Genomic DNA, 24,796 nt, shown 5'->3' with positions numbered 1-24,796 from the left:
TTGCCGATTATTAATTACAGAACCAAGAATCGGAGAATCGGAGAAACGGAGAATCGGCGATCTCCGATCATGATCTTCAGTACACAGTTTCTCCCATTCTCTTTTTTTCATTCTCCGCTTCGCCGATTCCCCCTTTCTCCGATTCATTATTCTACGTTCTTCACTCTGCACTCTTCACTCTACATTCTTCACTCTTCACTCTAAACTCAATAACTTCCTTTAATTATTCCACCATCAACCTGAATAGTCGTTCCTGTAATGTAAGCTGCTTGTTCTGATGCTAAAAATACAACGGCGGCAGCAATTTCGTCAGGACGGGCTAATCTACCGAGCGGCACTTCTTTAGACATTTCCGCAATAATATGCTCGTGCGATTCTCCACCAATTTTTGCTTTGTTCTTTGCTAATTCATACAAACGATTTGTAAGAGTATATCCGGGAGCAATATTATTTACAGTTATATTATACTTACCAACTTCGTTGCTTAGAGTTTTTGCAAAGCCAATTATTCCTGCCCGCAGAGAATTGGAAAGCATTAAGTTCTCAACAGGCTGCTTTACAGAAAGCGATGTGATATTAATAATTCTGCCCCATCTTTTTTCTTTCATACCGGGCAGTGCTTTCCGGGTAAAGCGGACAGCGCTTAACAGTACCTGTTCAAATGCTGATTGCCAATTTTCATCAAGTAAATCATCAAAATGCCCGGGTGCTGGACCACCACAATTGTTAACAAGAATGTCTATAGATCCAAAATTTTTCTGTACGACATCAAATGTTTTATTTATATCCTTTTCATCATTAATATCGCATACTAACCAGATAGGTTCAACATCATATTGCTTTTTAATTTCTAACGCAGTACTAATTAATTTTTCCTTATCCCTGGCGCAAATAGCAACCTGGCACCCTTCCTGGATCAGCAATTCAGCAACCGCACGTCCAATTCCCAGGCTTGATGCAGTAACTAAAGCCGTTTTCCCTTTTATTTGAAAATCCATTTATCTTATCTCCGGAAATAATTTTTATTTACCTAATAATACAAAATTTAAAATAGATAGGAAATAATTGTTTGGAGTAACTGAAATGTCAAATACTAAAATAAATGAATGTCAGGAATTTCTATAAGTTCTGTTTTCCCTTTCCTCGTTCCCTCGTCCCGTTCCCTTTTCCTTTCCCCTTTCCCTCGTCCCGTTCCCCAGGTCCCATTCCCCTTTTCCCATTCCCGTTTTCTCAAAATAAAATTTCTCTTTACAACTTCATTTTATATATTTGAACCAGAAAAGAATCTTTATTAAACAAACACCAGAGGAATGATGAAACGATTAAATTTTACAATCAAAATTTTTCTCTTCACTTTACTTTTTACTTCCATAATTATTCCACAACAAGACAAATTAAAATTAAATCTGATGCCTGTACCGGCAAAAATTACTATGCTTGATGGAAAATTTATACTCCAAAATAATTTTTCCATCGCTATAAAAGGAAATCCTGATGAAAGAATCTACCAATATGCAACAAGAGTATTGAGAAGGTTATCCGGAAGAACCGGATTATTCTTTCCACAGGATTTTATTACCAAACAAAGCAACAGCGATACTTGCCAAATGATAATCACTTGTAATCGTTCTGGTAAAATAAAACTTAATGAAGATGAATCTTATAGTTTAAAAGTAACTTCATCAAAAGTTGAGCTGACTTCAGAAACTGATCTGGGAGCTTTACGCGGATTGGAAACTCTTACTCAACTTTTAAGCTCTGATGAAAAAGGTTACTGGTTTCCATCTGTTCAAATAGAAGATGCTCCGCGATTCCCTTGGCGTGGATTGATGATTGATGTAAGCCGCCACTTTATGCCGGTTGATGTAATTAAAAGAAATCTGGATGGACTTGCTGCACTTAAGTTAAATGTTTTCCACTGGCATTTAAGTGATGACCAGGGAGTAAGAGTTGAAAGCAAAGTGTATCCTCAAATTCAAAAACTTTGTTCCGATGGAAATTATTTTACGCAGGAACAAATTAAAGACATAATTAAATATGCTGCCGATAGAGGAATAAGAGTTATCCCTGAGTTTGATGTACCCGGGCATTCAACAGCATGGTTTCTTGCTTTCCCGGAATTGGCAAGCCTGCCTGCCGGACAGTCAGGCGCGCCAGGTCCGTATAAAATTGAAAGGAACTGGGGAGTATTTGATCCAACATTTAATCCAACGATTGAACCAACATATGAATTCTTTGATAAATTTTTTGGCGAAATGGCAGCGCTTTTTCCTGATGAATATTTTCATATAGGCGGTGATGAAAATAATGGCAAGCAGTGGAAAGAAAATAAATCCATCCAGGAGTTTATGAAGAAAAATAATATTCCGGATAACCATTCACTTCAAGCATACTTTAATAATAGAATTCTGAAAATCTTAACGAAGAATGGCAAGAAGATGATCGGCTGGGATGAAATTCTTCACCCTCAAATGCCAACAAACATTGTCATTCAATCGTGGAGAGGAACTGAAGCGTTAATTGAATCGGCAAAAAAAGGTTATATGGGAATTCTTTCAAACGGTTATTACATTGATCTGATTCAGCCTGCGGAATTTCATTACCTGAATGATCCAATTCCTTCCGGCTCTAAACTAAGCGATGAAGAAAAGAAAAAAATTCTTGGTGGAGAAGTAACCCAGTGGGCAGAGCTTGTAACACCGGAAAATGTTGATTCAAGAATTTGGCCCCGCACAGCAGCAATAGCAGAAAGACTTTGGTCTCCGGAAAACATTAAAGATGTTGAAGATATGTATCGCCGACTTGACGTGATCAGTTTTCAACTTGAGGACCTGGGATTAAACCATTTTAAAAACCAGGAGATGATGCTGCGGAGGCTGACAAATAATAATGATACTTCACCCTTAAAAACATTAGTGGATGTAGTTGAACCTGTAAAAATTTATACTCGTCATTCACAAGGAGTAAAGTACACACAGCAATCACCATACACGCGGGTGGTGGATGCATCTCAACCTGAATCCAATGTTGCACGAAAATTTAAAAAAACAGTTGATGCTTTTTTAGCAACAAAAAATGTAAAGTATGCTGAAGAAATTAAACACTGGTTAAATCTCTGGAAATCCAATCAAGATAAATTAACACAACTTATAAAACTATCTCCAGTGCTAAAGGAAATTGAACCGATGTCAGTCAATCTTTCAAAAGTTTCTCAGACAGGATTGGAAGCAGTTGAAAGTATTCTTTCAAATAAAAAAGTAGGCGGCGATTGGAATTCTAAAAATCTTAAGCTACTTGAAGTGGCAAAGCAACCATTTGGGCAAGTTGAACTGATGGTTACTTCAGCCATTGAAAAACTAATTAACGCCGTTGAAAAGTAAAATTAATTGAAATTAGTAAACAAGGAATTTTGAAAATTGAGTGAAGAACTTAGAGATTCATTATTCCTTGTTCGCTATTAAGAACTCTTAGAGATATGAAAACAAAATTATTCATCTTACTATCACTTGTTATTTCTTCATCATTCTTATATCCTCAAAAATTTGAAGAAATAAATAAGCTAATTCAGGAAAACATCGTTTCTCCAAATTTCAGAAACGGGCAATGGAGTGTTTACGCTGAATACACAGACCACCAGGAAAAGATAATTGATTTACATAGTGAGGAAGCCTTGGCTCCTGCTTCCTGTCTTAAGCTTGTAACTACATCCGCTGCACTAAATTATCTTGGCGAAGATTTTAAATACGAGACAAAACTTTATTATGATGGTACGATCAACACAAATGGAATTTTGAATGGGAATATTTTTATTGTTGGAAGTGGAGACCCAACTCTTGGCTCAGACATGGTAAAAGGTTCTTTATCTTTGGATGAACTAATGAAAAGCTGGGTTCAATCAATTATTCAAAAAGGGATTAAAAAAATTTCTGGTTCTGTAATAGCGGATGATTTTCTATTCGATCATATACCTCTTCCTGACAATTGGTTTTGGGTAGATATTGGAAATTATTACGGAGCAGGAACCAGCGCCTTATGTATCAACAATAATCTTTATTATCTCTTCTTTAAGCCTGCAAAGGAAATTGGCGGAGTAGCAAAAGTTTTAAGAACCGAGCCAGAAATTCCCGGATTACATTTTGATAATTTTATGAAAACAGGTAAGAAAGGTTCTGGAGATAATGGATATATTTACTGCGCGCCGGAACAGTATAATGCCACCTTAAGAGGAACAATTCCAGCAGAAGTTGACGAGTTTTCAATCAAAGGTTCAATTCCAGATCCACCACTTTTTGCCGCGCAATACTTAACCAAGAAACTTGAAGAAAATAAAATTAAAGTTTCTAAGCCGGCACATAAACTTGAAGCACAAATTAAATATGATGAAATCAAAAAAATTATTTCAACTTTTTCTCCGCCATTAAGGGATATTGTTTATGTAATTAATAAACGAAGTAATAATCTTTACACTGAACAGCTTCTAAAAACTATCGCAAAAGTTAAATCGGGTACTGGAAGTTTTGAAAAAGGAACAGAAATTAATTTTAATTTCCTAAAAGAAAACGGAATCCCGACAGAAGGGGTAAATTTTTCTGATGGATCTGGATTGTCGAGAACTAATTCAATAACAACAAAAGCATTTGTAAAACTATTAACTTTCAATACAAAGCAAACATACTTCAACTCGTTCTACAACTCGCTGGGTGTAGCTGGCGATAATGATGACTTTGGATATTTTAAAAATTATGGTGCTGAAACACCCATCGCTAAAAATGCAAGAATAAAAGATGGATTGATTCAAAATGTAAGAAGTCATTCGGGCTATATAAAATCGCAAAGCGGAAGGCTGATTGCTTTTTCTTTTATTTCCAATAATTATAATGGAACATCAAAAGATGTTGATGGAATACATCTTAAACTGATGATTGAATTGGCTAAACTTCCTTAGATTAATTAACCAATGCTTGATTCAATCTGGATTCATCCAATACTTTTTCTCGCCGGACTTGCTGCCGGAACAATAGATTCCATTGCTGGCGGAGGTGGTTTAATCACTCTGCCTGCATTACTTGGATTAGGATTCCCACCGCACGTTGCACTTGGAACTAATAAATTTCAATCAAGCTTTGGAAGTTTTACAGCTTCATTCTATTACATCAAACATGGACAAGTTGATTTAAGAGATTGCGTTCAAGGAATTATTTTTACGCTTATTGGTACAGTTGCAGGAACAATAAGCGTCCAACTTATTCATAAAGATTTTCTAAATGATTTTATTCCCGTACTTTTAGTCTGCATTATCATTTATACATTTATAACGCCCAACCTTGGTGAAATTGATAAACATAAGCGATTAAATGAAAAAATCTTTTACTTGATTTTTGGATTGATGTTTGGATTTTATGATGGTTTCTTTGGACCGGGTGTTGGTTCTTTCTGGGCAATAGCTTTTGTTGTTGGTTTGGGATTTAATTTAACAAAAGCAACCGGCTATACAAAGGTAATGAACTTTACAAGCAATATAGTTTCATTAATCATTTTTGCAATTAGTGGAAATATATTTCTGCTTGCTGGATTATCCATGGCTACTGGTCAAATAATAGGAGCACGGATAGGTTCCGGATTGGTGATTAAGAAAGGAGCAAAGTTCATACGTCCTGTTTTTATTACAATTGTTCTGCTAACAACATTAAAGTTGATTTACAGCCGGTTCTTTTAATATAATTATGATGCTCATTCTTGATTGCAATTCTTATTTTATCTAAGTTATAACTAAATTCATTAAAACAATTAACGAATTTCTTTTTCAATTGAAACAGATTAGACACTAAATAATAAAACTTGAGGTGGACAATGAAACTAAAACGGATTACTGTTAAAATTTTGCTGATGCTTTTAATAACTTTTATGAACTTGAATGCACAAGATATTAAAATAAGTGTCGGAGATGTAAAAGATTCAAGAACTACCGGTGAATTTTTTGCGGGATTAGAGGTAGATCTAAAAATTTTTGGTGATGTTCTGGAGAATGCAAAAAGCATGCGTTGTACAATATTAAAAGCAGTTGATGAAATGGATAGAGATTTAGTTAAGGAGGAAGAAAGGACGTTAAATTTTTCAGACCTCGACAAGGATTCACCGGATAGAGCCGATTTAACTCTTAAATTGAAAAATCCATCACGTAAGGCAATGACTATAAAAGAAATTGCTGGTGAAGTTGAATTGTATATTCCAAAGAATGACCCAAATGCAATTGTTACAATTAAAAATTTTACTTCACAATCCGGCAAACCAATTTCCAATCCTGGATTAAAAGCATCTAACATTGAACTATCTATTCTTACAACCACACAATATGAGCAGCTTAAAAAAAAGCAGGAGCAAGCAACAGATACTGCTGATGTAATGGGACAGATGGTTAAAGCGCTTGCTGGATTATTTGGTGGTATGTCAGAACCAGGACAGAACAGCATTATTCTTCAGCTTAAAGATCCGGATGCAATGATCATTAATGTAGAATTTCTAGATCAGAAAGGTAAAGAAATTTCTTCGCAGGGTTCGATGAATTCGGAGGATATACAAGTTTATGATTTTGAAAAGGCAATGCCGAAAAATGCACAAATCCAATTGAATATTATGACTTCACAAGCCATAAAGAAAATCCCATTTACATTGAAGGATATTATGTTACCGTAGGAAATAGATTTTAACATTTACAACTATTTTTTCCAGGTTTATTCAATTTGGAATTGAAACATTGGATATAAAAAATGCGGTACAAATTTTATTGTACCGCATCTAAAAAATGGAACTATCCTTTTCTTACATTAGACTTTTAACTTTGCCTTATTTAATCTCCATCATCTGCTCTCTAACTATCTCTTCAGTGTCCAAAGCAATTACTAATTCTTCGTTTGTTGGAATTTTATATACTTTAACTTTGCCAGTCGGTTTTGATAAAAGAACTTCTCCCGCTGGTTTGCTGTCGTTTAACTCAACATCTAATTCTATTCCGGCACAATCAAGATTCTTACAAACTTCTTTTCTAACTAATTCAGAGTTCTCACCAATTCCACCAGTAAATACTAATGCATCAAGCCCGCCCATAGCTGCCGTGTAAGCTCCAATGTATTTTTTAATCCTGTAAACAAAAACATCAAAAGCATATTTAGCTCGTTTATTTCCTTCAGATACAGCGGTTTCAATTTCCCGCATATCGCTGCTCTCACCACTAATACCAACCAAACCGCTATGTTTGTTAAGAAGTGTGTTTGCTTCCTGAAGTGTTAATTCTTCCTTTGCCATAATGTAAAGAATAACAGAAGGATCCATATCTCCACCGCGTGTTCCCATCATCAAACCTTCAAGCGGAGTAAAGCCCATAGAAGTATCAACGGATAGACCGCCAAGTACCGCAGCCATGCTGCATCCATTGCCTAAGTGAGCAGTAATAATTTTAGTTTGCTCAATCGGTTTGTTCATCAAAACGGCTGCTCTTGCAGATACAAATCTATGTGATGTTCCATGAAAACCATAACGCCGGATTTTATATTTTTTATAAAGTTCATAAGGTATTCCATATAGAAATGCGTGCGGTGGCATTTTTATATGAAATGCAGTATCGAAGACACCGCATTGTGGTGTATCCGGTAAATGTTTCTTGCACGCTTCAATTCCTTTTATGTTAGGCGGATTGTGTAAAGGCGCTAATTCAATATTATCAATTAAGGCTTTCATCACCTGCGGGGTGATTAAAACTGAACCAGAAAATGTTTCGCCACCGTGCACAACTCTATGACCAACTGCATCAATTTCACTTTTATCTTTTATTACACCATGGTTTTTGCTAAGCAAAACAGCAATCACATATTCAATTGCAATTGAGTGGTCTAAAATTTCGCCAACGATTTTAATTTTTTCTTTTCCAAGCGGAGCGTGAGTAAGAACCGCGCTGCTCATACCAATTCTTTCAACAATTCCTTTTGCTAATGCTTCTTTTGTTTCTGTATCGAAAAATTGGTATTTAATTGATGAGCTGCCGCTGTTTAATACTAAAACTTTCATCTAAGAATTTACTCCTATAAAATTTTCTTATCGCCGTTATATTTATAAAAGCCTTCACCTGTTTTTTTACCGAGTTTTTTCTCGCGAACTAATTTACGCAACAAAGGACATGGTCGATAACGGGGTTCACCCAAAGTCTGCCATAAAGATTCCATCCAAGCTAACACTTCATCAAGTCCCATACTATCTGCCATTTCAAGTGGTCCCATTGGAAAGTTATATCCAAGTTTCATTGCTGTATCAATACCATCAGCAGTTGCCACACCTTCCATTAAAATGTGCATTGCTTCGTTTAACAATGGAACAATTGCACGTGTTGTTACAAAGCCGGGATATTCATAAACTTCAACTGGAGTTTTACCAATACGGATTGCAAAGGCTTTTCCTTTTTTAAGAGTATCTTCTGAGGTTTCGAATGCTCTTATAACTTCTACAAGAGGTACTTTGGGAACTGGATTAAGGAAGTGCATTCCAATAATCCTATCTGCTCTTTTAGTAGATTCCGCAATTTTTGTAAGGCTAAGAGTTGAAGTGTTAGAAACAATAATGGTATCTGGTTTGGCTAATTCATCAAGCTGCTGAAAAATCATTTTCTTAAGACCAAAGTCTTCATCTACCGCCTCAATTATCAAATCGCATTCTTTAATGTCAACTAAATTGTTTGTCCATTTAATCCTGCTTAGAATGGATTTTTTTTCACTCTTGGTCATAGCCCAGCGGCTAATTTCTCTATCCATTGATTCAGCAATTTTTTGCTGTGCTAACGCTAAATGTAATTCATCCTTCTCAACAATCATAACATCAATGCTTGCAGCAGAAATTGTTTGTGCAATCCCCTGCCCCATCACTCCTGCGCCAATAATTGCAACAGAATCAATTCTTTCATCTTTTTCGTCAGAAGCCGTAAACGAGCTGAGTAAGTCTTCAAGTTTTAATTTTTGTTCACTCATATAATTCCTAAAATGAAATATTTCTTAATTACTTTTTTAAATCTATTAAAAATGACAAATACTATTCCAGCAAATAAATTTTGTTTAAGTGTTAGAATTGAATCATTAATAATCCTTTTTATTAAAAACAGTAATGCTTGCAGCAAGAATGAGAATAAGCTGAACGAATGAAATTATGATTGGTTCATATGAATTAATTGTCCCATTTATTGCCAGAAAAGTGGATATCGTTCCCAAAGGCGAAGTTAGAGGAATGATATAGTACATAAAGTCTAAAACGGATTTTAAAAATGTACTATGCGTTATTTCAAAAAAGAACTCTCTACCCATTAGTAGAGGACTGAGAATAAAAAATATAACATATGAAGAAACCATTGAAAGTACAGAACTTTTTGTAAGTACAGCAGCAAAAATTATTAAGGAATAAATAACGGCAAAGGCAAAGGTTATTGTAAGAATTGAGTACAAAAAAGCCGGGTCCCAGTTGGAAAATTTTAGTCCGACTAAAAACCAGATTCCAATAATAACATATGCAATATTTAAAAAGACAATCAGGATTCCACCAAAATATTTGCCAAGTAAAAGCTGTGCACGGGAAATTGGTTTAGATAAAAACAGGTCGATGTTTCCTTTTTCGAAGAGAGCCGAAATTATTCCCGCTGTAGAAAAGATTGATAAAAACAATCCACCACCGAATAATGGTCCAATGATTACTGATCTGACCATACCAACAACTTGACTTAAAAGCTGCTGCTCGTTTCCCTTACCAATTCTAATATTCATAAATGATTGTAAATCAAACATTGCAAAGCCAATTGCAAAGCCAATAAGAACTAATGTGGATACGATAGAAAAAATTATAAAAATTTTTCTGGCTAATGCTTCTCTTAAAGTGAAAATTGTTATTTGATAAATGTTCCTCACTTTTTCTTTCCTTCTGTTTCGTTAATAAGAGCAATAAACATTTCTTCAAGAGTTTCTTTTTGAGGAATTACTGCTTTAATACTTTTACCATCCCTGCGAAGGTAATCAATAAAAACATTCAGCTCATTTATGTTTCCAACTTTTACTACAAACGATCCATCCTTAAAATTAGAAAAGGAAAATTCAGATGAATATTTTTGTAAATCTGATTCCCGATTTTCTCCATCAATTGAAAATTGATATTCTTCCTTTTTCTCGGTTAGTTCTTTAACTGTTCCTTCTCTAAGAAGAATTCCTTTGTTTAATATTGCAACCCGATCCGTAATTAATTCAACTTCTGAAAGTAAATGGCTGTTAAGAAAAATTGTTTTTCCCTGGCTCTTCAAATCAAGAAGCAAATCACGGATTTCTTTTCGTCCAATCGGATCAACTCCATCCGTTGGTTCATCAAGAAAAATCAATTCGGGATCATTTATAACAGCTTGAGCCAATCCCAGCCTTTGCATCATTCCTTTTGAATAATTTTTAATTTTAGTTTTTTTCCACTTTCCAAGATTAACTAAATCCAGTAATTGATCTACCTTCTTATTCAAATTTTTGTCATCAACTCCACTTAGCTTTCCAAAGAATTTTAAAACACCTTCGCCTGTTAGATAAAAAGGGTAGCGGTGATTTTCAGGTAGATAACCAATTCTCTTTTTTACTTTGTAATTCTTAATATCCTCACCTAAAATTTTTGCCGATCCTGATGTTGGATGAGTAATTCCCAGCAAAATTTTTACTAAAGTAGTTTTTCCAGCGCCATTCGGTCCTAAAAATCCGAAGATCATACCAGAATCAACTGTTAAGTTTAGACTGGAAAGCGCCTGTACATTTTTTCTTTTAAAACTGGAGTAATAAATTTTGGTAAGATTATCGGTCTGAACTGTAATCATAAATTAACTTGGTTAATAAGCGAATAAGATTTAATTTTTACTGGGTAAATATAAGTAAAAAATAGAAAGAATCGGTTGAAATTTTACGACAAATGACACCTAAAGAAGCGCTAAAAAAATATTTTGGTCACGAAGTTTTTCGATTTGGTCAGGAAGAAATTATTGATGACATCCTGGTGGGAAAAAACTGTATTGTAATTCTTCCAACTGGAGGCGGCAAATCTTTGTGCTACCAAATACCAGCAATTATGACAGAAAATGTTTCAATCGTGGTCTCTCCGCTTATCGCTTTAATGAAAGATCAGGTTGATTCACTTAACAAAAATGAAAAACTGGCGGGGTTCATTAATAGCACCATGGGATTTAGAGAAGCCGAGGAAGTTTTTAACAGCATCAATCGTAAAGAAATTAAATTGCTGTACCTTGCACCGGAACGATTGGAAAATTTATCATTCGCAGAAAGAATAAAAAATCTTTCTCCATCATTTCTATTTATAGATGAAGCTCATTGTATAAGCGAATGGGGACATAATTTTAGACCAAGCTACAGAAAAATAAAAGAGTTTGCGGATTTTATTGGTATAAAAACAATTTCCGCTTTTACTGCAACTGCAACTCCGGAAGTTATAGATGATATAGCTGCCCAACTTGCTCTTATAAATCCCAAGATTTTTATAAAAGGTTTTGAACGAGAAAATCTTACAGTAAAAGTTATAAGGATAAAAAAGAAAAGAGAAAAGTGTATAGAGATAATTAATCAACATGGAACGCCGGCTATTATTTATGCTTCTTCCAGGAAAAGGACAGAAGAGGTAACTGAGTTTTTAAATCTGTATGGTTTGGAAGCCGCCTATTATCATGCGGGATTAGCACCCGAAGAGAGAAAGCATATCCAGGAATTTTTTCTTGAAGATAAAATAAAAATTATTGTTGCTACTACAGCATTTGGGATGGGGATTGACAAGAAAGACATCCGGCTTGTTATTCATTACAACATGCCAGCTTCCATAGAAAATTACTACCAGGAAATTGGAAGAGCTGGAAGAGATGGTTTTGAATCTTACGCTTACCTGTTATACGAAGAGAGAGATAAAGATATTCATAATTATTTTATCTCAAGTTCAAATCCAACCAAAGAAATTGTTAAAGAAATTTATAATGCAATATGCGATTTTGGTAAAATTGCAGTTGGAAATAAAAGCGAAGAAGAAATTCCGGTTAAACAGGAATACATTTCCCAGTATCTTAAAAAAAATATTTCTAAAGGATTGCTTGAATCATCAATTAAAATTCTTGAAGAAGCGGGTTATGTTAAATCTGTCTCGGAACTGGAGAAAAAATACACGATTCAGTTTAATCTCGATCAAAGCAAGTTAAAACAATTTTTAAAAACAACAGAGAATTTTTTAGTAAAAGATGTAATCCTTTTATTAATCCGGGAGTATGGCAGCACAATATTAAATTCAAAAGCACAAATTTCATTAACAAATCTTGCGCATAAGTTTGAAACATCCGAAGAATACCTGGATGATATTCTTTCACAACTTTATAACTCCGGAATAATTGATTACTCGAAACCAATTCTGAATAGAAGCGTTCGATTGAACAGTCCAAGAGTAAGTGATAGATTCCTAAACCTTGATTACAACAAAGTAATTAAAGGTTATGAACATGCATTAAAAAAACTTGATTCAGTTACAGAGTTTGTCTATTCCAATGATTGCAGAATGAAATTTATCATCAATTATTTTGGAGAAGCAGAAAAAGAATATCGTTGCAACAAGTGCGATAATTGCGCAGAAAAAATAAGTTTTCCCAAGGGTGATTTGGAATATCTTTCAGAAATTTTCATACGAACAATTGCTGAAGCTAAGGGAGAAATTCAGGAAAAAAGATTACTAAATATTTTACTTGGAATGATAGGGAAAGAATATTCCACTTACGGAAGCTGCATTAATTATTCTGAAGATGAATTGAAAAATGTGCTGGAAGAATTAGTTTCAAAAAGAATAATTATTAAAAATGTTGTTGGCAAAAAGATAACCATTGGAAATAAAGGCAAAGAACTCTTGGATAAAATTGGAATACAATTATTGCCTAAGGAAGAAAATATTTTTGATTATGAGGAAAATCTTGAATTATTTAACAAATTGAAAGAAGTACGAAATAAGGCAGCCGAAAAGTTTTTGCAAACAAATTATTTGATTTGCCCAGATGAAATTTTAAGAAATGTAGCGGAAGTTAAACCAACATCCACACAACAGATTTTGAGTATAAAAGGATTTAACCATAGAATGTTTAATAAAGTTGGAAATGATTTTCTTGAATTGGTTAAAGAACACCTGGATGAAAAAGGCGGAAACAATAAGCAAGAAGAAAAAATACCTTCAAACATTTCCGAAACTTATAATCTGGTTATTAAAGGATACAATCTTGCGGCAATTGCATCTTTGCGTAAACTTTCTGAAGCAGTTGTATCAATGCAGATAGAAACCATTTTAGAATATTTTCCACAAACAGATATTCAGAATTTGTTCAGCAAAAATATTATTGAATCTATCAATTTGGAATTAAAGAAAGGATTTGTTGATCTCAAAGATTTGAAAAGTCGTTTTCCGGAAGATATAGGCTACCCGCAAATACGGATTGTCCTGGCAAAAAATAAAGCTACTTTGATTTAGATCCTTTATCAATCCTGTTGTAATAATTATTCACTTTTACAAAAAAATCTCTCCAGCGTTCAGGATCTTTATGATAATACTCAAGTGTAGCTTCATACTGTTTCCTGTTCACTTGATATTTCGTAAAAATTTTGTTCTGCTCTAATTTTACTTTAGAAGTATCTCCCCTGTTCTTTTCTTGATTTATTAACAGGTCTACATAAATCGATGCAAATTTTTCTTCATCCATAATTACTTTTTCATCAGAGCAGGTAAGAAATAAAAAAGATGAAAATAGTAAAATAGAAATTAAGCTCTTCATCAGGATTTTTTGCTTGCCTCAAAAAGAATTTTCTTTTCGTGTTCAGTTAAATTCTGGTAACCACTCTGGCTAATCTTATCCAAAATTTTATCAATTTCTTCCTGAGTAACATGAATGTTTTCTTTTTTCTGACCGTTGATTTCATAAAAATCAGCGTCTTCCACTTTAGCGTTAGGCGAAAATCTTTTCCTGAACCCGTTTGATTTTGGTGAACCGTAAGTAGATTTTTTAAATGAATTCATCATCTTACCAAAACTAAACTGATTATTTTTATCGAATAAGATAAACAGAAATCCAACAACTGCACCACCCAAATGAACAACATGGGCAACAAGACTTGGCTGCCCGGCAGACATAAATTCAAACACAACAAGAATTGCAATTAGGTATTTTGCTTTTACAGGAATGAGGAAGTAAATATAAATGTATCTATCAGGAAACATCATGGCAAAGGCAATCATAACTCCAAATATTGCTCCTGAAGCACCTACAGTTTGCGCCATACCTGAACCAGTTATAAGTTGAACAAGTAATTGAACAATTGCACCACCAATTCCACAAAGCAGATAATAAATTAAAAACTTTTTAGAACCCCACAAATTTTCTATTTCCATTCCGAACATCCAGAGTGCGATCATATTAAAAAGAATATGAGAGAAATTAGCATGAAGAAATTGATAAGTAACTAATTGCCAGGGATAGAATAATGCAGTAAGCACTTCTCCGGTAAGTGGATTGTACCCAATAGGTAATCCGGAAATAGGAATGAGTGCAAAGTAGCGGGTAATTATTACTTCAGCAGGAATGCCGCTAACACTTAGGTTTGCAAGTATGAGATTGTTTATCAAATAAACTATTGCATTAATTATTAAAAGATTTTTAATTACCGGAGGAAACACACTGAACCCACCTAAACCTGTCGGACGATAATAATCTCGCTCATTATACATTAATCTACCTTTATATTCTTTTATATGTTAAACATCTTAAGACTAAAAAAGATTCATCTTACTATTTCGGAATGCTGATTTCAGATTGCGGATTGAAATTTTTAAATTACTTTTCAATCCGCAATCCGCACTCATCAATCCGCATTATTAAGAGCTTCAACTCCAGGAAGAATTTTTCCTTCTAAAAATTCTAACGAAGCACCACCACCGGTTGATACGTGAGAAACTTTATCTTCCAAACCAGCTTTTTTAATAGCTGCAGCAGAATCACCACCACCAATTATGGTGGTAGCTCCTTTTGATGTAGCTTCAACTAAAGCCTTAGCAATTGCATCTGTTCCTTTTGCAAAATTATCAAATTCAAAAACACCCATCGGACCATTCCAAATAACAGTTTTTGCTTTTAGAACTTCTTTGCTAAAAAGTTCAATTGATTTTGGACCAATGTCTAATCCTTGTTGATCAGCAGGAATATTTTTAATATCAACTACAGAAGAAGGAGAATCGTTTTTAAATTCCGCAGCAACAACAACATCAACAGGCAACAAGAAATTTACTTTGGCGGTTTTTGCTTTTTCTAAAATTTCTTTTGCCAAATCAATTTTTTCTGCTTCAAGAAGAGAATGCCCAATTTCATATCCCATTGCTTTATAGAAAGTATACGCCATTCCACCACCAATAATCAAAGTATCAACTTTTGGAAAAAGATTTTGAATAACATCAATCTTACCGGAAATTTTTGCACCACCAAGGATTGCTACATATGGTCTTTCTGGTTCAGAGATAGCTTTACCAAGATAATCCAATTCTTTCTGCATCAAATATCCTGCTGCGCATACTTTAATGTATTTAGTTACACCTTCTGTTGAAGCGTGAGCACGGTGGGCACTGCCAAATGCATCATTAATGTAAACATCTCCCAATTCAGCTAACTTCTTTGCAAACTCCGGATCATTTTTTTCTTCTTCAGGATGGAATCTTACATTTTCTAAAATTAGAACATCACCATCTTTCAACAAATTTACAATCGCTTTCACCTGATCGCCAATGCAGTCAGGAGCCATTTTAACTTCCACACCAAGTAATTCAGATAATCTAATTGCTGTTGGTTTTAAACTGTATTTAGGATTAGGACCACCCTTTGGTCTTCCGAGATGACTCATTAAAATTGCTTTTCCACCTTCCGAGATGATCTTTTTTATTGTAGGAAGTGAAGATGTAATTCTAATATCATCAGTAATCTTCAAGTTTTCATCTAAAGGAACATTAAAATCTACTCTTACCAAAACTCTTTTACCTTTAAGTTCAATTTTATCAATCGAAAGTTTGTTCATTTTTCCTCCAGGAATTAATTTCTCTAAATGTTTTAACTAAAAAAAAGACGCAGCCCAACTAAGAAAGTGGAAACTGCGTCTTCTGGTAAATCATCTATAAATTATTTTGCCATTTTAAGCAATAGATCAACACATCGGCAAGAATAACCCCATTCATTATCATACCAGGAAACTACTTTAAAGAAGCGTTTTTCACCTTTTAAATTATTTTGCAACGTAGCTAAAGAATCATAAATAGAAGAACGTTCATCGTGAATGAAATCAGATGATACAACTTCTTCTTTACTGTAACCAAGAATTCCTTTTAAATAAGTTTCAGAAGCTTTCTTCAGCAAGCCATCAATTTCTTCAATTGAAGTATCCTTGGTTGCGCGGAAAGTTAAATCAACAACAGAAACATCTGCTGTAGGAACGCGGAATGACATTCCCGTTAACTTACCTTTGGTAGCTGGTAAAACTTCACCAACAGCTTTTGCTGCACCGGTTGAAGAAGGAATAATATTAATTGCAGCAGCTCTGCCACCACGCCAGTCTTTCTTTGAAGGACCATCAACGGTTTTTTGGGTTGCTGTATAAGAATGTATAGTTGTCATCAAACCTGTTTCAATTCCAATCCCTTCTTTTAACAGAACGTAAACAACAGGAGCCAAACAGTTTGTTGTACAAGATGCATTAGAAACTATATTATGTTTTGCTGGATCATACTCATTATCATTCACACCCATTAATAAAGTTTTTACATCGCCTTTACCAGGAGCAGAAATAATAACTTTCTTTGCACCGGCAGCTAAGTGCCCTTTTGCTTTTTCAGAATCTGTAAATAATCCAGTAGATTCAATAACAAAATCAACACCTAATTCTTTCCAGGGTAATTGTGATGGATCTTTAGTAGCCGCAACGCAACGAACTTTATTTCCATTAACAACTAAAACATCATCCTCTTCTAATTCAGGTTTACTTTTTTCTGTACTTATTTCTGCGTTTAATCTGCCATGAACAGAATCATATTTTAATTGATACGCGAAATATTTTGCATTTGTACTAACATCAACTACTGCAATAACGTTTATTTCTTTACCTAACAAACCTTTCTCCACCATGGCATTAAAAACCAATCTGCCAATTCTTCCAAATCCATTAATTCCAACATTGACTGCCATAAAATTAGTACCTCCTAAATAAGTTTTCTTTATTAAAATTGCTGTGTAAATATAGTTATTCAACGCTATAATATCAATTAAGGTATGCTAAGAATGATTAATTACTGCAAAATTTAGCTGTATTAATCATTAACTTTTCATTATTGCACTTCAATCCAAATTTGATTGTTTAATTTAAGTGTGCACGTACTCTAAAACCTTTTTATTAGCATTTTTATTAAAAATAATTATATTAGCACTGGAGAAAATTAAATTTTCGCAAAATCTTTACCTTATTAAAAAAAATTTTATGATATTAGAAATAATTTACATTCAAAATATAAGAGGGTTGAAATGCTAGCTTTAAGTTTAGCGGAATTCTTAGTGAATGTTCCAATTTTTGCTGATCTTGACAAAGAGACACTTGAAAAAATTGCCGGATTAGGTAAAAAGAAAATTTACCCAAAAGAAACTGTAATTTTATTGGAAGAAGAGGTTGGTTCTGCTTTATTTGTTATTACAAAAGGAAAAGTAAAAGTAGCAAGAACCAGCACAGATGGTAGAGAAGTAATTTTAACTATTTTATCAGAATCTGACTTTTTTGGAGAAATGGCAATACTTGATGGCTTAAACAGATCGGCAACTGTTACTGCAACAGAAGAATCTGAACTTTTTATCATTCAAAGGAATGATTTTATTGATCTTTTAAAAACTCATCCTGAAGTATCAATTGCACTGTTGCAGGAATTAACAGCAAGACTTAGAGCCGCTGATATGAAAATAAAAGCTCTATCTTTAAAAGATGCTGAAGGAAAAGTTGCTACTGTAATTTTGCAGGTTGCTGATGATGTTGGTAAGATTAAACATGGTATTGTGGAAATTGAAAAACTACCTTTACAACAAGATTTAGCAAATATGGCTGGAACTTCAAGAGAAACAATTTCTAGAACTCTACATTCATTTGCCAAGAAAGGTTTACTTGAGTTAGATGGATCGAAATTACGAATATTGAATTATGAAAAATTCAAGGAGAATTACGGTTAATATTTTACCGTTACCTTTTATGGAACTAAAAGTAGATCTGCACGTACACACTAAATGTTCTGATGGATTTTATACACCATCGGAAATAGTTTATAAAGCCAAACAATTAGGGCTTGATATAATAAGTATAACAGACCACGATAATTTGAGCGCAATTGCAGAAGCAACAGAAATTGGAAAACAGATAGGTGTTGAAGTTATCTCTGGTGTTGAAATAAGCACAGACCTTGAAGATAAAGAAGTTCATTTACTCGGTTATTTTATTAATATTGAAAATGAAGAATTTCAGAAATACTTAAGCTTTTTCAGACAGGAACGTTATAACCGTGCCCAGCGCATTGTAAAGAAATTAAATAACATTGGTGTAGCGCTTTCTTTTGATCACGTTATGTCTATAGCAATGAATAGCGCAGTAGGAAGACCACATATTGCAAATGCTTTATTGGAAGCTGGTTATGTTAATAGTTTTTATGATGCTTTTGATAGATATATTGGAAACAATTGTCCCGCTTTCGAAAGGAAGATACACGTTTCACCTCAAAGCGCTTTAAAATTAATTAATGATGCTGATGGGTTATCTTTTATCGCTCATCCAGGATTTATACAGGAACGAATACTAACAAGTTTAATTAATTTTGGATTGGATGGAATTGAAGTTCTCCATCCATCTCATAACCCTTCTCAGATAAAATTTTACCGGGGAATAGTGAATGAGTATTGTCTTCTTGCCTCCGGTGGTTCAGATTTCCATGGTGGTAAACGGGGTGATGAAGATAACTTTGGTAAATTCACAATTCCTTTTTCTGACCTGGAAGCTATGAAAAAAATGCTAACAAAGAATAGTGCATAAAGGAGAAAAAATGTACAACGTAATTGAAGGAAAACTCTCAGCCAAAAATTATAAATTTGCAATTGTTGTAAGCCGGTTTAATGATCTTATTAGTCAAAAACTTTTAGACGGAGCAATCGATTGCTTAAACAGGCACCATGCCGATTTAAACAGTGTTGATGTTATCAAAGTCCCCGGCTCATTTGAAATTCCACTTGCTGCAGATAAACTTGCCGGAACAAAAAAATATAACGCTGTAATTTGTTTGGGTGCTGTAATACGCGGCGCTACACCTCATTTTGAATACATCGCTTCCGAAGTGACAAAAGGAATTGCACAGACTTCCTTAAAGTATGGTGTGCCGGTTACGTTTGGTGTATTAACTACAGATTCTATTGAACAAGCCATTGAACGAGCAGGAACCAAATCCGGCAACAAAGGCTGGGATGCTGCAATAAGCGCAATTGAAATGGCAGATTTGATGACAGAAATTGGTACTAAGAACAAATAGTAGCAAATAAGATATTTGATTTTACTGATCCATAATTCGGTTGAAAATTTTATTTATCAAATCAATTTAATGAATGAAAAATAATTGCCAATCGTAAGCGTTGTTATACCTACAAGAAACAGATGTGCTTTGCTTGAAAGAGCCATCCAGAGTGTTTTAAAACAATCTTTAACTAACTTGGAAATTATTGTTGTTGATGATTCATCTTCCGATCAAACCCAGGAAATAATTGAAAAGTTAAAAGATAAACGACTGAAATATTTTCGTTTAGAAAAACAATCTGGTGGAGCGGTTGCCCGCAACAAAGGGATATCGTTCGCTTTAGGTGAATACATTGCTTTTCTTGATGACGATGATGAATGGCTTCCGGAAAAACTTCAAAAACAAGTTGATAGTTTGGAGTCGAATCCGTTAGTAGGAATTTGTTATACAGGAAGACGCACAATTAGAAAAGGACTTTTAATTTTTGGTCTGAGCAAAAAATTTTCATTCAAAACTGCACCAGACAATAATCACTTCAGATCAATTATGAAAGATAATTTTATCGGAATCACTTCATCAGTTATGATCCGGCGCCTCATTCTTATTGAAGAAAAAGGATTCGATGAGCAATTACCATGTTTTCAGGATTATGATCTGTACATTCGCATATTAAAACATTGGAAAGCTAAAGGTATTGATGAACCGCTTGTTAATTATTACTTAGAAGGCAACACAAAACATGTATCTTTAACAAAAAAAAATGTTTCTCTTGCTACAAAGTATTTGCTGCAAAAATATAAAGACGAACCATATATTGATCTTCTAAACAAGGCTTTGAGAATTATAAATCTTAAAAAAATGATTAAATCCGTTTACTATGCACGGGAAGTTTTGAAGTTTAATTTGGATAGTTTTAATAATTAAATTTCACCAGGATTTTGCTTTTTAATAGTTTTAATATGTCTTCCAATATTAATAAATTTTTCCCCATCAAAATAAAACTGATCTTTGCCGGTTACTATTTTTTTGTTCAAAATGATTTCTACACTGGAAAGAACATTTTTTGATTTATCGATTTTAGTTTCTATTCTATACTTGTTTCCTTCATAATTGAATGACGAAACATCTTCCTGTATTATTGATCTGGATTCACTTCCCTCTCGCAAGAATCTTCCACCTACAACTTCAAATACCAAGCTGGAATCAGAAAAGGAAACGAGCTTGACCTTAGAATTTTCATTAATCAATTCAACTCTTAATGGAGCCAATACTTCAATCTTTTTAGTGTCCAGCGCCCATTGGACTGTTTCTTTTACTCCAAGCTTCATCATAGGAACCCGGTTTAATTTATCCGGAATGCCCCAAACAAAAATGGTATCAGATTTAATTTCATTCTTCATTTCATCAAGGCTAACCAATGCTTTATCCAATTTTTCCCCAGCTTTTTCCCACCGCATCATCAAACTAAAATTATATGCTGAAGTAATTAGGATGAAGAATAAAATTAATATGTAAATTATTTTTTGTTTATGGTTGTTGTAAAACAAGTGTTCCAGGATTATTGCAATGATAATTACAAAACCAAATGAAGCAGCAAATATGTACCAGCGCATCAAATTTGGTAAAGCTGGAATAACAAAAATTGTAAACCAGAGAACGCCGGTAAATACAATTCTTTTTTCCCTTTTATCAAACTTTAAAAACAATTTAACTAACAAATAGATTAGAGAAATAAAAGCAATGGCAAATAAAAACATCCAGAATATATTATGCGATAAATACAACAATCTTTCCAAAGCTTCCGGTGGAAAAAATGAAAGCGGTATGTAGATTAATAAATTTAAAATCCATTTTATTGGTCCAGAGTTAGCGAAATGAATTGAATTAAACGGAGTTCCGCCAATGAAAACAAATCTATACACCAAAATAAAAATCACTGCGGCGAAAGCAACTAAAACATGCGATGATGTTCTGAATATTTTCTTCTTGGTAAAATCTCCCTTTGCCACAACAACAATAACTGGAATAAATATTCCAGCAAATGCAGTTTCTTTAATTAGAACCGCTGCTATAAAAAATAAAATTGAAAAGAGCAATTTTTTATTAGATTCATTTTCATATCCATCATAATAGTTTATAAATGAAAGAAGCAGAAAGGAGGTAAACAATGATTCGCCTGCATCCGCAATCCAGGCTACTTCAAGCTCGTGAGATGGAAGCACCATAAAAATTGAAACCGCCAACATAGAAACCGATTTTGAAAATCCAATCTTATCCAATGCTTTTAAAATGATGAAGCCACAGAAAAGATAAATTAGCAAACTGGTAATTCTGAAAGCGATTGGATTAAATCCACCAATCATTAATACTAATGGATGAATAATATTTCCCAGCGGTCGCCAATAATATTGAGAAATATCCGCCCGCCAGAATGGTTGGAATAAAGAAATGAATCCTTTATTTAAATGATAACCCAGGATTTGATAATCATCATTAATAAATGGAACGAATAATACGGGTGCCCAGCTTGCAAGTGTTATAATTGCAATAACCAGGTAGCGATACTTGTAAATTATTTTGCTGTAAGAATTGAACCGGTTTTCCATTTGTACAAATATAAATTTTTCAAGCACAATCTACATAAAGAGAAAAAGTTAATCAAACCACAAGGAAACTTTTATTGGTAGTTCCTCCTTTAACTAAAAATGTTATATTTACAAACAAAAAGTGGCAGATTTGAAATCTGCTAAATAAATCCTCAAATCGTTAAAGGAGACCCTATAAACATCTTTACAATAACAATTTTATAGGATCAATAGTCAAATGAAGAAAATAATCTTATCCTTACTGTGTACATTACTCAGTTTACAAATCTCCGCACAGCAGCTTGGCAATTGGAAAAACTTTACTAATATGAAATCAATAAGCGATGCTCTAATAACTCCGGATGGAATTTGGGCTGCAACAAGTGGAGGAGCATTTTATTTCAATTTTAATAATAGCACCTATTCTCAGTTCAATAAAGCAAAAGGATTGGGTAACAACCAGTTAACTACTATTGCGGTAGACAAAAATGGCTACATTTGGTTCGGCAGTTTGGATGGAATGATTGATATATATGATCCTGGTACTAATACTTTTATAAAACGAATTTTAGAAATATATAACTCCTCCAAAACACAAAAACAAATTAATGACTTACGGGTTGAAGGTGATACAGTTTATGTTTCCACGGATTTTGGTTTATCTCTAATTGACGTAAAGACATTTTCATTTTTTGATACATTCCTGAAGTTCGGTAATATAACATCCGATACTAAAATAAAAAGCTCGTTTAGAAATAAACTACTTTTTGTTGCTACTGAAAACGGAATAGCCAAACAAAAAGATGGTGCTACAAATTTATCGGCTCCAGAATCCTGGGAAAACTATACTACCAGCAAAGGTCTGCCTTCAAATTCAACTTTCAAATTTGTTAAATACAAGGATTCAATTATAGTTTCAACCGATAAAGGTTTAGCTGTTTTTACAGACACAACATGGAAAATTTTTCTGCCATCATTTAACAATTCTTTAATATCTGATATGGAAGTTCGTAATGATTCTTTATTTATCCTTTCTTACGATAAAATTTATGTTTATTCAAATGGAATTATTACTCAACCTTTTCCATCAATACCAACTTGCCAGCGGATAGTTCTTGTAGATAAACAAATTTATGGACTAACAAAAAATGGCTTGGCTAAAGTTACTCTGTCTGGTATTAATCAATACATTGCTCCGGATGGACCAAGTTCAAATTTCTTTTTTGGATTAGCCGTAGATAAGAATGGGAATCTTTGGTCTGGTAGTGGTTCTAATGAATTTGCTACAGGATTTTATAAATTTGATGGCTCTACCTGGACAAACTACACTAAAGATGATGTTCCAAATGCTAACTTCAATACAATAATTAAAATTTACGTCGATCCAAATAATACAATCTATACATTAAACTGGGGAGACGGTTTTACAAGATATTCAAATAATAAATTCCAGATTTTTAATGCATTTAACACTGATCTATTCGGCATATCGAATAACCCGGAATTTGTTGTGGTGCAAGGATTAGCAAATGATGCACGCGGTAATCTGTGGATTCTTACTTATAAATCTGCTAATAAACAACATTTAGCTGTTCTAAAAACAGATAGCACATGGCAATTTTATTCCAATATCCTAACCAACGAAATTTTGAACGGATACGGTTTGCTGATTGATCAATCCGATACTAAGTGGATGATTGTTGGTAACTCCGAGAGTTCAACCGGGGAAAGAATTTTTTATTTTAATGATACTAAACCACTGTACACAAGTGATGTTGATGGCTGGGGATCTATTTCTTTAGCCAACGGACTAAACTCCGAATCAATTAATTCTTTTGCAATTGATAGAAGAGGTGAAATGTGGATTGGTACAAGCGCTGGAATAAACATAATTTCCAATACACGCGACCCAAAGAAAATAACCAGTCTTTATTTATTACGTACTCAAGTTGTAAATGCAATTGCAGTGGATGCGCTTAACCAAAAATGGATTGGAACACAGCAGGGAGTTTTTGTTGTTTCATCTGATGGAACTAAAATCTTAGCGAATTATAATTCATCTAATAGCCCTTTGCCTTACGATATAATTAAAAGCATAGCTATCGATAACAACACCGGTTTAATTTACTTTGGAACAGATTACGGGCTTGCATCCTTAACTACTCCATCAATCAATCCAAAAGAAAATTTTTCAGACATTCTGGTTTCACCCAATCCTGTTGTACTTGATGATGGTAAATCTACAAGCATAACTATTGATGGATTAATTAGAGATACTGATATAAAAATTCTAACCATAACCGGAAAATTAATTACAAACTTCTCATCTCCCGGTGGCAGGATAGCAACATGGGATTGTCGTGATATAAATGGAAATTTTGTTAACAGCGGAGTTTATTTAATTGTTGCATACGACAAAGAAGGAAATAATGTTGGAGTTGGTAAAGTTGCGATAATCAAAAAATAATTTCTAAAAAAATGCAGTAATGATGAGCTGATGTTTTTAATAAAAAAACAAAGAAATACGACAATAGATTTTAATTACCTGGTCATAATTATTCCGGCATTCT

General features: G+C 33.8%; 21 protein-coding genes. 10 read left to right on the top strand and 11 right to left on the bottom strand.

Annotated elements, in window-relative coordinates; genetic code table 11:
- Positions 1–206: 206 nt before the first annotated feature.
- Positions 207–998: an SDR family oxidoreductase gene (locus tag NTX22_15470; GenBank protein MCX6151924.1), complete on the bottom strand. Its 792-nt coding sequence runs from the start codon at positions 996–998 to the stop codon at positions 207–209.
- A gap of 95 nt (positions 999–1,093) precedes the next feature.
- On the bottom strand, positions 1,094–1,234 hold the full coding sequence (locus NTX22_15465) for a hypothetical protein (protein ID MCX6151923.1): 141 nt from the start codon (positions 1,232–1,234) through the stop codon (positions 1,094–1,096).
- Positions 1,235–1,313: 79 nt separating this feature from the next.
- On the opposite strand from NTX22_15465, the gene NTX22_15460 reads away from it, so the two are divergent.
- The 4 genes from NTX22_15460 to NTX22_15445 all read left to right on the top strand — a co-directional run bounded on the left by NTX22_15460 (position 1,314) and on the right by NTX22_15445 (position 6,693).
- Positions 1,314–3,380, top strand: coding sequence for a family 20 glycosylhydrolase (locus tag NTX22_15460; GenBank protein MCX6151922.1), 2,067 nt, complete (start codon positions 1,314–1,316; stop codon positions 3,378–3,380).
- Positions 3,381–3,475: 95 nt separating this feature from the next.
- Positions 3,476–4,945, top strand: coding sequence for a D-alanyl-D-alanine carboxypeptidase/D-alanyl-D-alanine-endopeptidase (gene dacB, locus NTX22_15455; protein MCX6151921.1), 1,470 nt, complete (start codon positions 3,476–3,478; stop codon positions 4,943–4,945).
- A 12-nt stretch (positions 4,946–4,957) separates the two neighbouring features.
- A complete protein-coding gene (locus NTX22_15450) occupies positions 4,958–5,716 on the top strand; it encodes a TSUP family transporter (protein ID MCX6151920.1) in 759 nt (252 codons plus the stop codon).
- A 134-nt stretch (positions 5,717–5,850) separates the two neighbouring features.
- Positions 5,851–6,693 carry a hypothetical protein gene (locus tag NTX22_15445; protein MCX6151919.1) on the top strand — a complete coding sequence of 281 codons (843 nt, stop codon included), beginning with the start codon at positions 5,851–5,853 and terminating at the stop codon, positions 6,691–6,693.
- A gap of 150 nt (positions 6,694–6,843) precedes the next feature.
- Here the strand turns inward: NTX22_15445 and NTX22_15440 are convergent, their stop codons facing one another.
- The 4 genes from NTX22_15440 to NTX22_15425 form a co-directional block, all read right to left on the bottom strand.
- Positions 6,844–8,061, bottom strand: coding sequence for an acetate kinase (locus tag NTX22_15440; GenBank protein ID MCX6151918.1), 1,218 nt, complete (start codon positions 8,059–8,061; stop codon positions 6,844–6,846).
- Between the two features lie 14 nt (positions 8,062–8,075).
- Positions 8,076–9,011 carry a 3-hydroxyacyl-CoA dehydrogenase NAD-binding domain-containing protein gene (locus NTX22_15435; GenBank protein MCX6151917.1) on the bottom strand — a complete coding sequence of 312 codons (936 nt, stop codon included), beginning with the start codon at positions 9,009–9,011 and terminating at the stop codon, positions 8,076–8,078.
- A 105-nt stretch (positions 9,012–9,116) separates the two neighbouring features.
- A complete protein-coding gene (locus NTX22_15430) occupies positions 9,117–9,935 on the bottom strand; it encodes an ABC transporter permease subunit (GenBank protein ID MCX6151916.1) in 819 nt (272 codons plus the stop codon).
- Positions 9,932–10,870 (bottom strand): ABC transporter ATP-binding protein, encoded by a 939-nt coding sequence (locus NTX22_15425; protein MCX6151915.1) that lies wholly within the window; start codon positions 10,868–10,870, stop codon positions 9,932–9,934. The genes NTX22_15430 and NTX22_15425 overlap by 4 nt, the downstream gene beginning before the upstream one ends.
- 92 nt (positions 10,871–10,962) lie before the next feature.
- Between NTX22_15425 and NTX22_15420 the strand changes: the two genes are divergently transcribed.
- Positions 10,963–13,551 (top strand): RecQ family ATP-dependent DNA helicase, encoded by a 2,589-nt coding sequence (locus NTX22_15420; protein MCX6151914.1) that lies wholly within the window; start codon positions 10,963–10,965, stop codon positions 13,549–13,551.
- Here the strand turns inward: NTX22_15420 and NTX22_15415 are convergent.
- The 4 genes from NTX22_15415 to gap all read right to left on the bottom strand — a co-directional run bounded on the left by NTX22_15415 (position 13,538) and on the right by gap (position 17,296).
- A complete protein-coding gene (locus NTX22_15415; protein ID MCX6151913.1) occupies positions 13,538–13,852 on the bottom strand; it encodes a DUF4296 domain-containing protein in 315 nt (104 codons plus the stop codon). The two genes, NTX22_15420 and NTX22_15415, sit on opposite strands and share 14 nt — an antisense overlap.
- On the bottom strand, positions 13,852–14,802 hold the full coding sequence (locus tag NTX22_15410; protein ID MCX6151912.1) for a rhomboid family intramembrane serine protease: 951 nt from the start codon (positions 14,800–14,802) through the stop codon (positions 13,852–13,854). Before NTX22_15410 ends, NTX22_15415 begins: the two co-directional genes overlap by 1 nt.
- Before the next feature lie 134 nt (positions 14,803–14,936).
- A complete protein-coding gene (locus NTX22_15405) occupies positions 14,937–16,136 on the bottom strand; it encodes a phosphoglycerate kinase (GenBank protein MCX6151911.1) in 1,200 nt (399 codons plus the stop codon).
- Positions 16,137–16,237: 101 nt separating this feature from the next.
- Complete coding sequence (gene gap, locus NTX22_15400; GenBank protein ID MCX6151910.1) at positions 16,238–17,296, bottom strand: type I glyceraldehyde-3-phosphate dehydrogenase; 1,059 nt, start codon at positions 17,294–17,296, stop codon at positions 16,238–16,240.
- Positions 17,297–17,629: 333 nt separating this feature from the next.
- Here gap and NTX22_15395 point away from each other — a divergent pair, with 333 nt between their 5' ends.
- From NTX22_15395 to NTX22_15380, 4 genes are all read left to right on the top strand, one after another.
- Entirely contained in the window at positions 17,630–18,319 is a 690-nt protein-coding gene (locus NTX22_15395) for a Crp/Fnr family transcriptional regulator (GenBank protein MCX6151909.1), read from the top strand.
- Entirely contained in the window at positions 18,291–19,169 is an 879-nt protein-coding gene (locus NTX22_15390; GenBank protein MCX6151908.1) for a PHP domain-containing protein, read from the top strand. The genes NTX22_15395 and NTX22_15390 overlap by 29 nt, the downstream gene beginning before the upstream one ends.
- 10 nt (positions 19,170–19,179) lie before the next feature.
- Positions 19,180–19,659, top strand: coding sequence for a 6,7-dimethyl-8-ribityllumazine synthase (gene ribE / locus NTX22_15385; protein MCX6151907.1), 480 nt, complete (start codon positions 19,180–19,182; stop codon positions 19,657–19,659).
- Positions 19,660–19,743: 84 nt separating this feature from the next.
- A complete protein-coding gene (locus NTX22_15380; protein MCX6151906.1) occupies positions 19,744–20,565 on the top strand; it encodes a glycosyltransferase family 2 protein in 822 nt (273 codons plus the stop codon).
- On the opposite strand, the gene NTX22_15375 is transcribed toward NTX22_15380, so the two are convergent.
- On the bottom strand, positions 20,562–22,274 hold the full coding sequence (locus NTX22_15375) for a hypothetical protein (protein ID MCX6151905.1): 1,713 nt from the start codon (positions 22,272–22,274) through the stop codon (positions 20,562–20,564). The genes NTX22_15380 and NTX22_15375 overlap by 4 nt on opposite strands.
- A 190-nt stretch (positions 22,275–22,464) precedes the next feature.
- Here NTX22_15375 and NTX22_15370 point away from each other — a divergent pair, with 190 nt between their 5' ends.
- Positions 22,465–24,693: a hypothetical protein gene (locus NTX22_15370; protein ID MCX6151904.1), complete on the top strand. Its 2,229-nt coding sequence runs from the start codon at positions 22,465–22,467 to the stop codon at positions 24,691–24,693.
- Positions 24,694–24,796 lie beyond the last annotated feature (103 nt).

The sequence above is a fragment of the Ignavibacteriales bacterium genome (assembly GCA_026390815.1).
Classification (GTDB): domain Bacteria; phylum Bacteroidota; class Ignavibacteria; order Ignavibacteriales; family SURF-24; genus JAPLFH01.
Note: the sequence above shows the minus strand (reverse complement) of the source record. Positions and strands in the feature narration are given on the sequence as shown.

Excerpts from the sequence above, each read along its gene's own strand:
- NTX22_15470 (MCX6151924.1), bottom strand. The coding sequence starts at position 998 with ATGGATTTTCAAATAAAAGGGAAAACGGCTTTAGTTACTGCATCAAGC.
- NTX22_15460 (MCX6151922.1), top strand. The coding sequence starts at position 1,314 with ATGAAACGATTAAATTTTACAATCAAAATTTTTCTCTTCACTTTACTT.
- dacB (MCX6151921.1), top strand. The coding sequence starts at position 3,476 with ATGAAAACAAAATTATTCATCTTACTATCACTTGTTATTTCTTCATCA.
- NTX22_15450 (MCX6151920.1), top strand. The coding sequence starts at position 4,958 with ATGCTTGATTCAATCTGGATTCATCCAATACTTTTTCTCGCCGGACTT.
- NTX22_15445 (MCX6151919.1), top strand. The coding sequence starts at position 5,851 with ATGAAACTAAAACGGATTACTGTTAAAATTTTGCTGATGCTTTTAATA.
- NTX22_15440 (MCX6151918.1), bottom strand. The coding sequence starts at position 8,061 with ATGAAAGTTTTAGTATTAAACAGCGGCAGCTCATCAATTAAATACCAA.
- NTX22_15435 (MCX6151917.1), bottom strand. The coding sequence starts at position 9,011 with ATGAGTGAACAAAAATTAAAACTTGAAGACTTACTCAGCTCGTTTACG.
- NTX22_15425 (MCX6151915.1), bottom strand. The coding sequence starts at position 10,870 with ATGATTACAGTTCAGACCGATAATCTTACCAAAATTTATTACTCCAGT.
- NTX22_15420 (MCX6151914.1), top strand. The coding sequence starts at position 10,963 with ATGACACCTAAAGAAGCGCTAAAAAAATATTTTGGTCACGAAGTTTTT.
- NTX22_15415 (MCX6151913.1), bottom strand. The coding sequence starts at position 13,852 with ATGAAGAGCTTAATTTCTATTTTACTATTTTCATCTTTTTTATTTCTT.
- NTX22_15410 (MCX6151912.1), bottom strand. The coding sequence starts at position 14,802 with ATGTATAATGAGCGAGATTATTATCGTCCGACAGGTTTAGGTGGGTTC.
- NTX22_15405 (MCX6151911.1), bottom strand. The coding sequence starts at position 16,136 with ATGAACAAACTTTCGATTGATAAAATTGAACTTAAAGGTAAAAGAGTT.
- gap (MCX6151910.1), bottom strand. The coding sequence starts at position 17,296 with ATGGCAGTCAATGTTGGAATTAATGGATTTGGAAGAATTGGCAGATTG.
- NTX22_15395 (MCX6151909.1), top strand. The coding sequence starts at position 17,630 with ATGCTAGCTTTAAGTTTAGCGGAATTCTTAGTGAATGTTCCAATTTTT.
- NTX22_15390 (MCX6151908.1), top strand. The coding sequence starts at position 18,291 with ATGAAAAATTCAAGGAGAATTACGGTTAATATTTTACCGTTACCTTTT.
- ribE (MCX6151907.1), top strand. The coding sequence starts at position 19,180 with ATGTACAACGTAATTGAAGGAAAACTCTCAGCCAAAAATTATAAATTT.
- NTX22_15370 (MCX6151904.1), top strand. The coding sequence starts at position 22,465 with ATGAAGAAAATAATCTTATCCTTACTGTGTACATTACTCAGTTTACAA.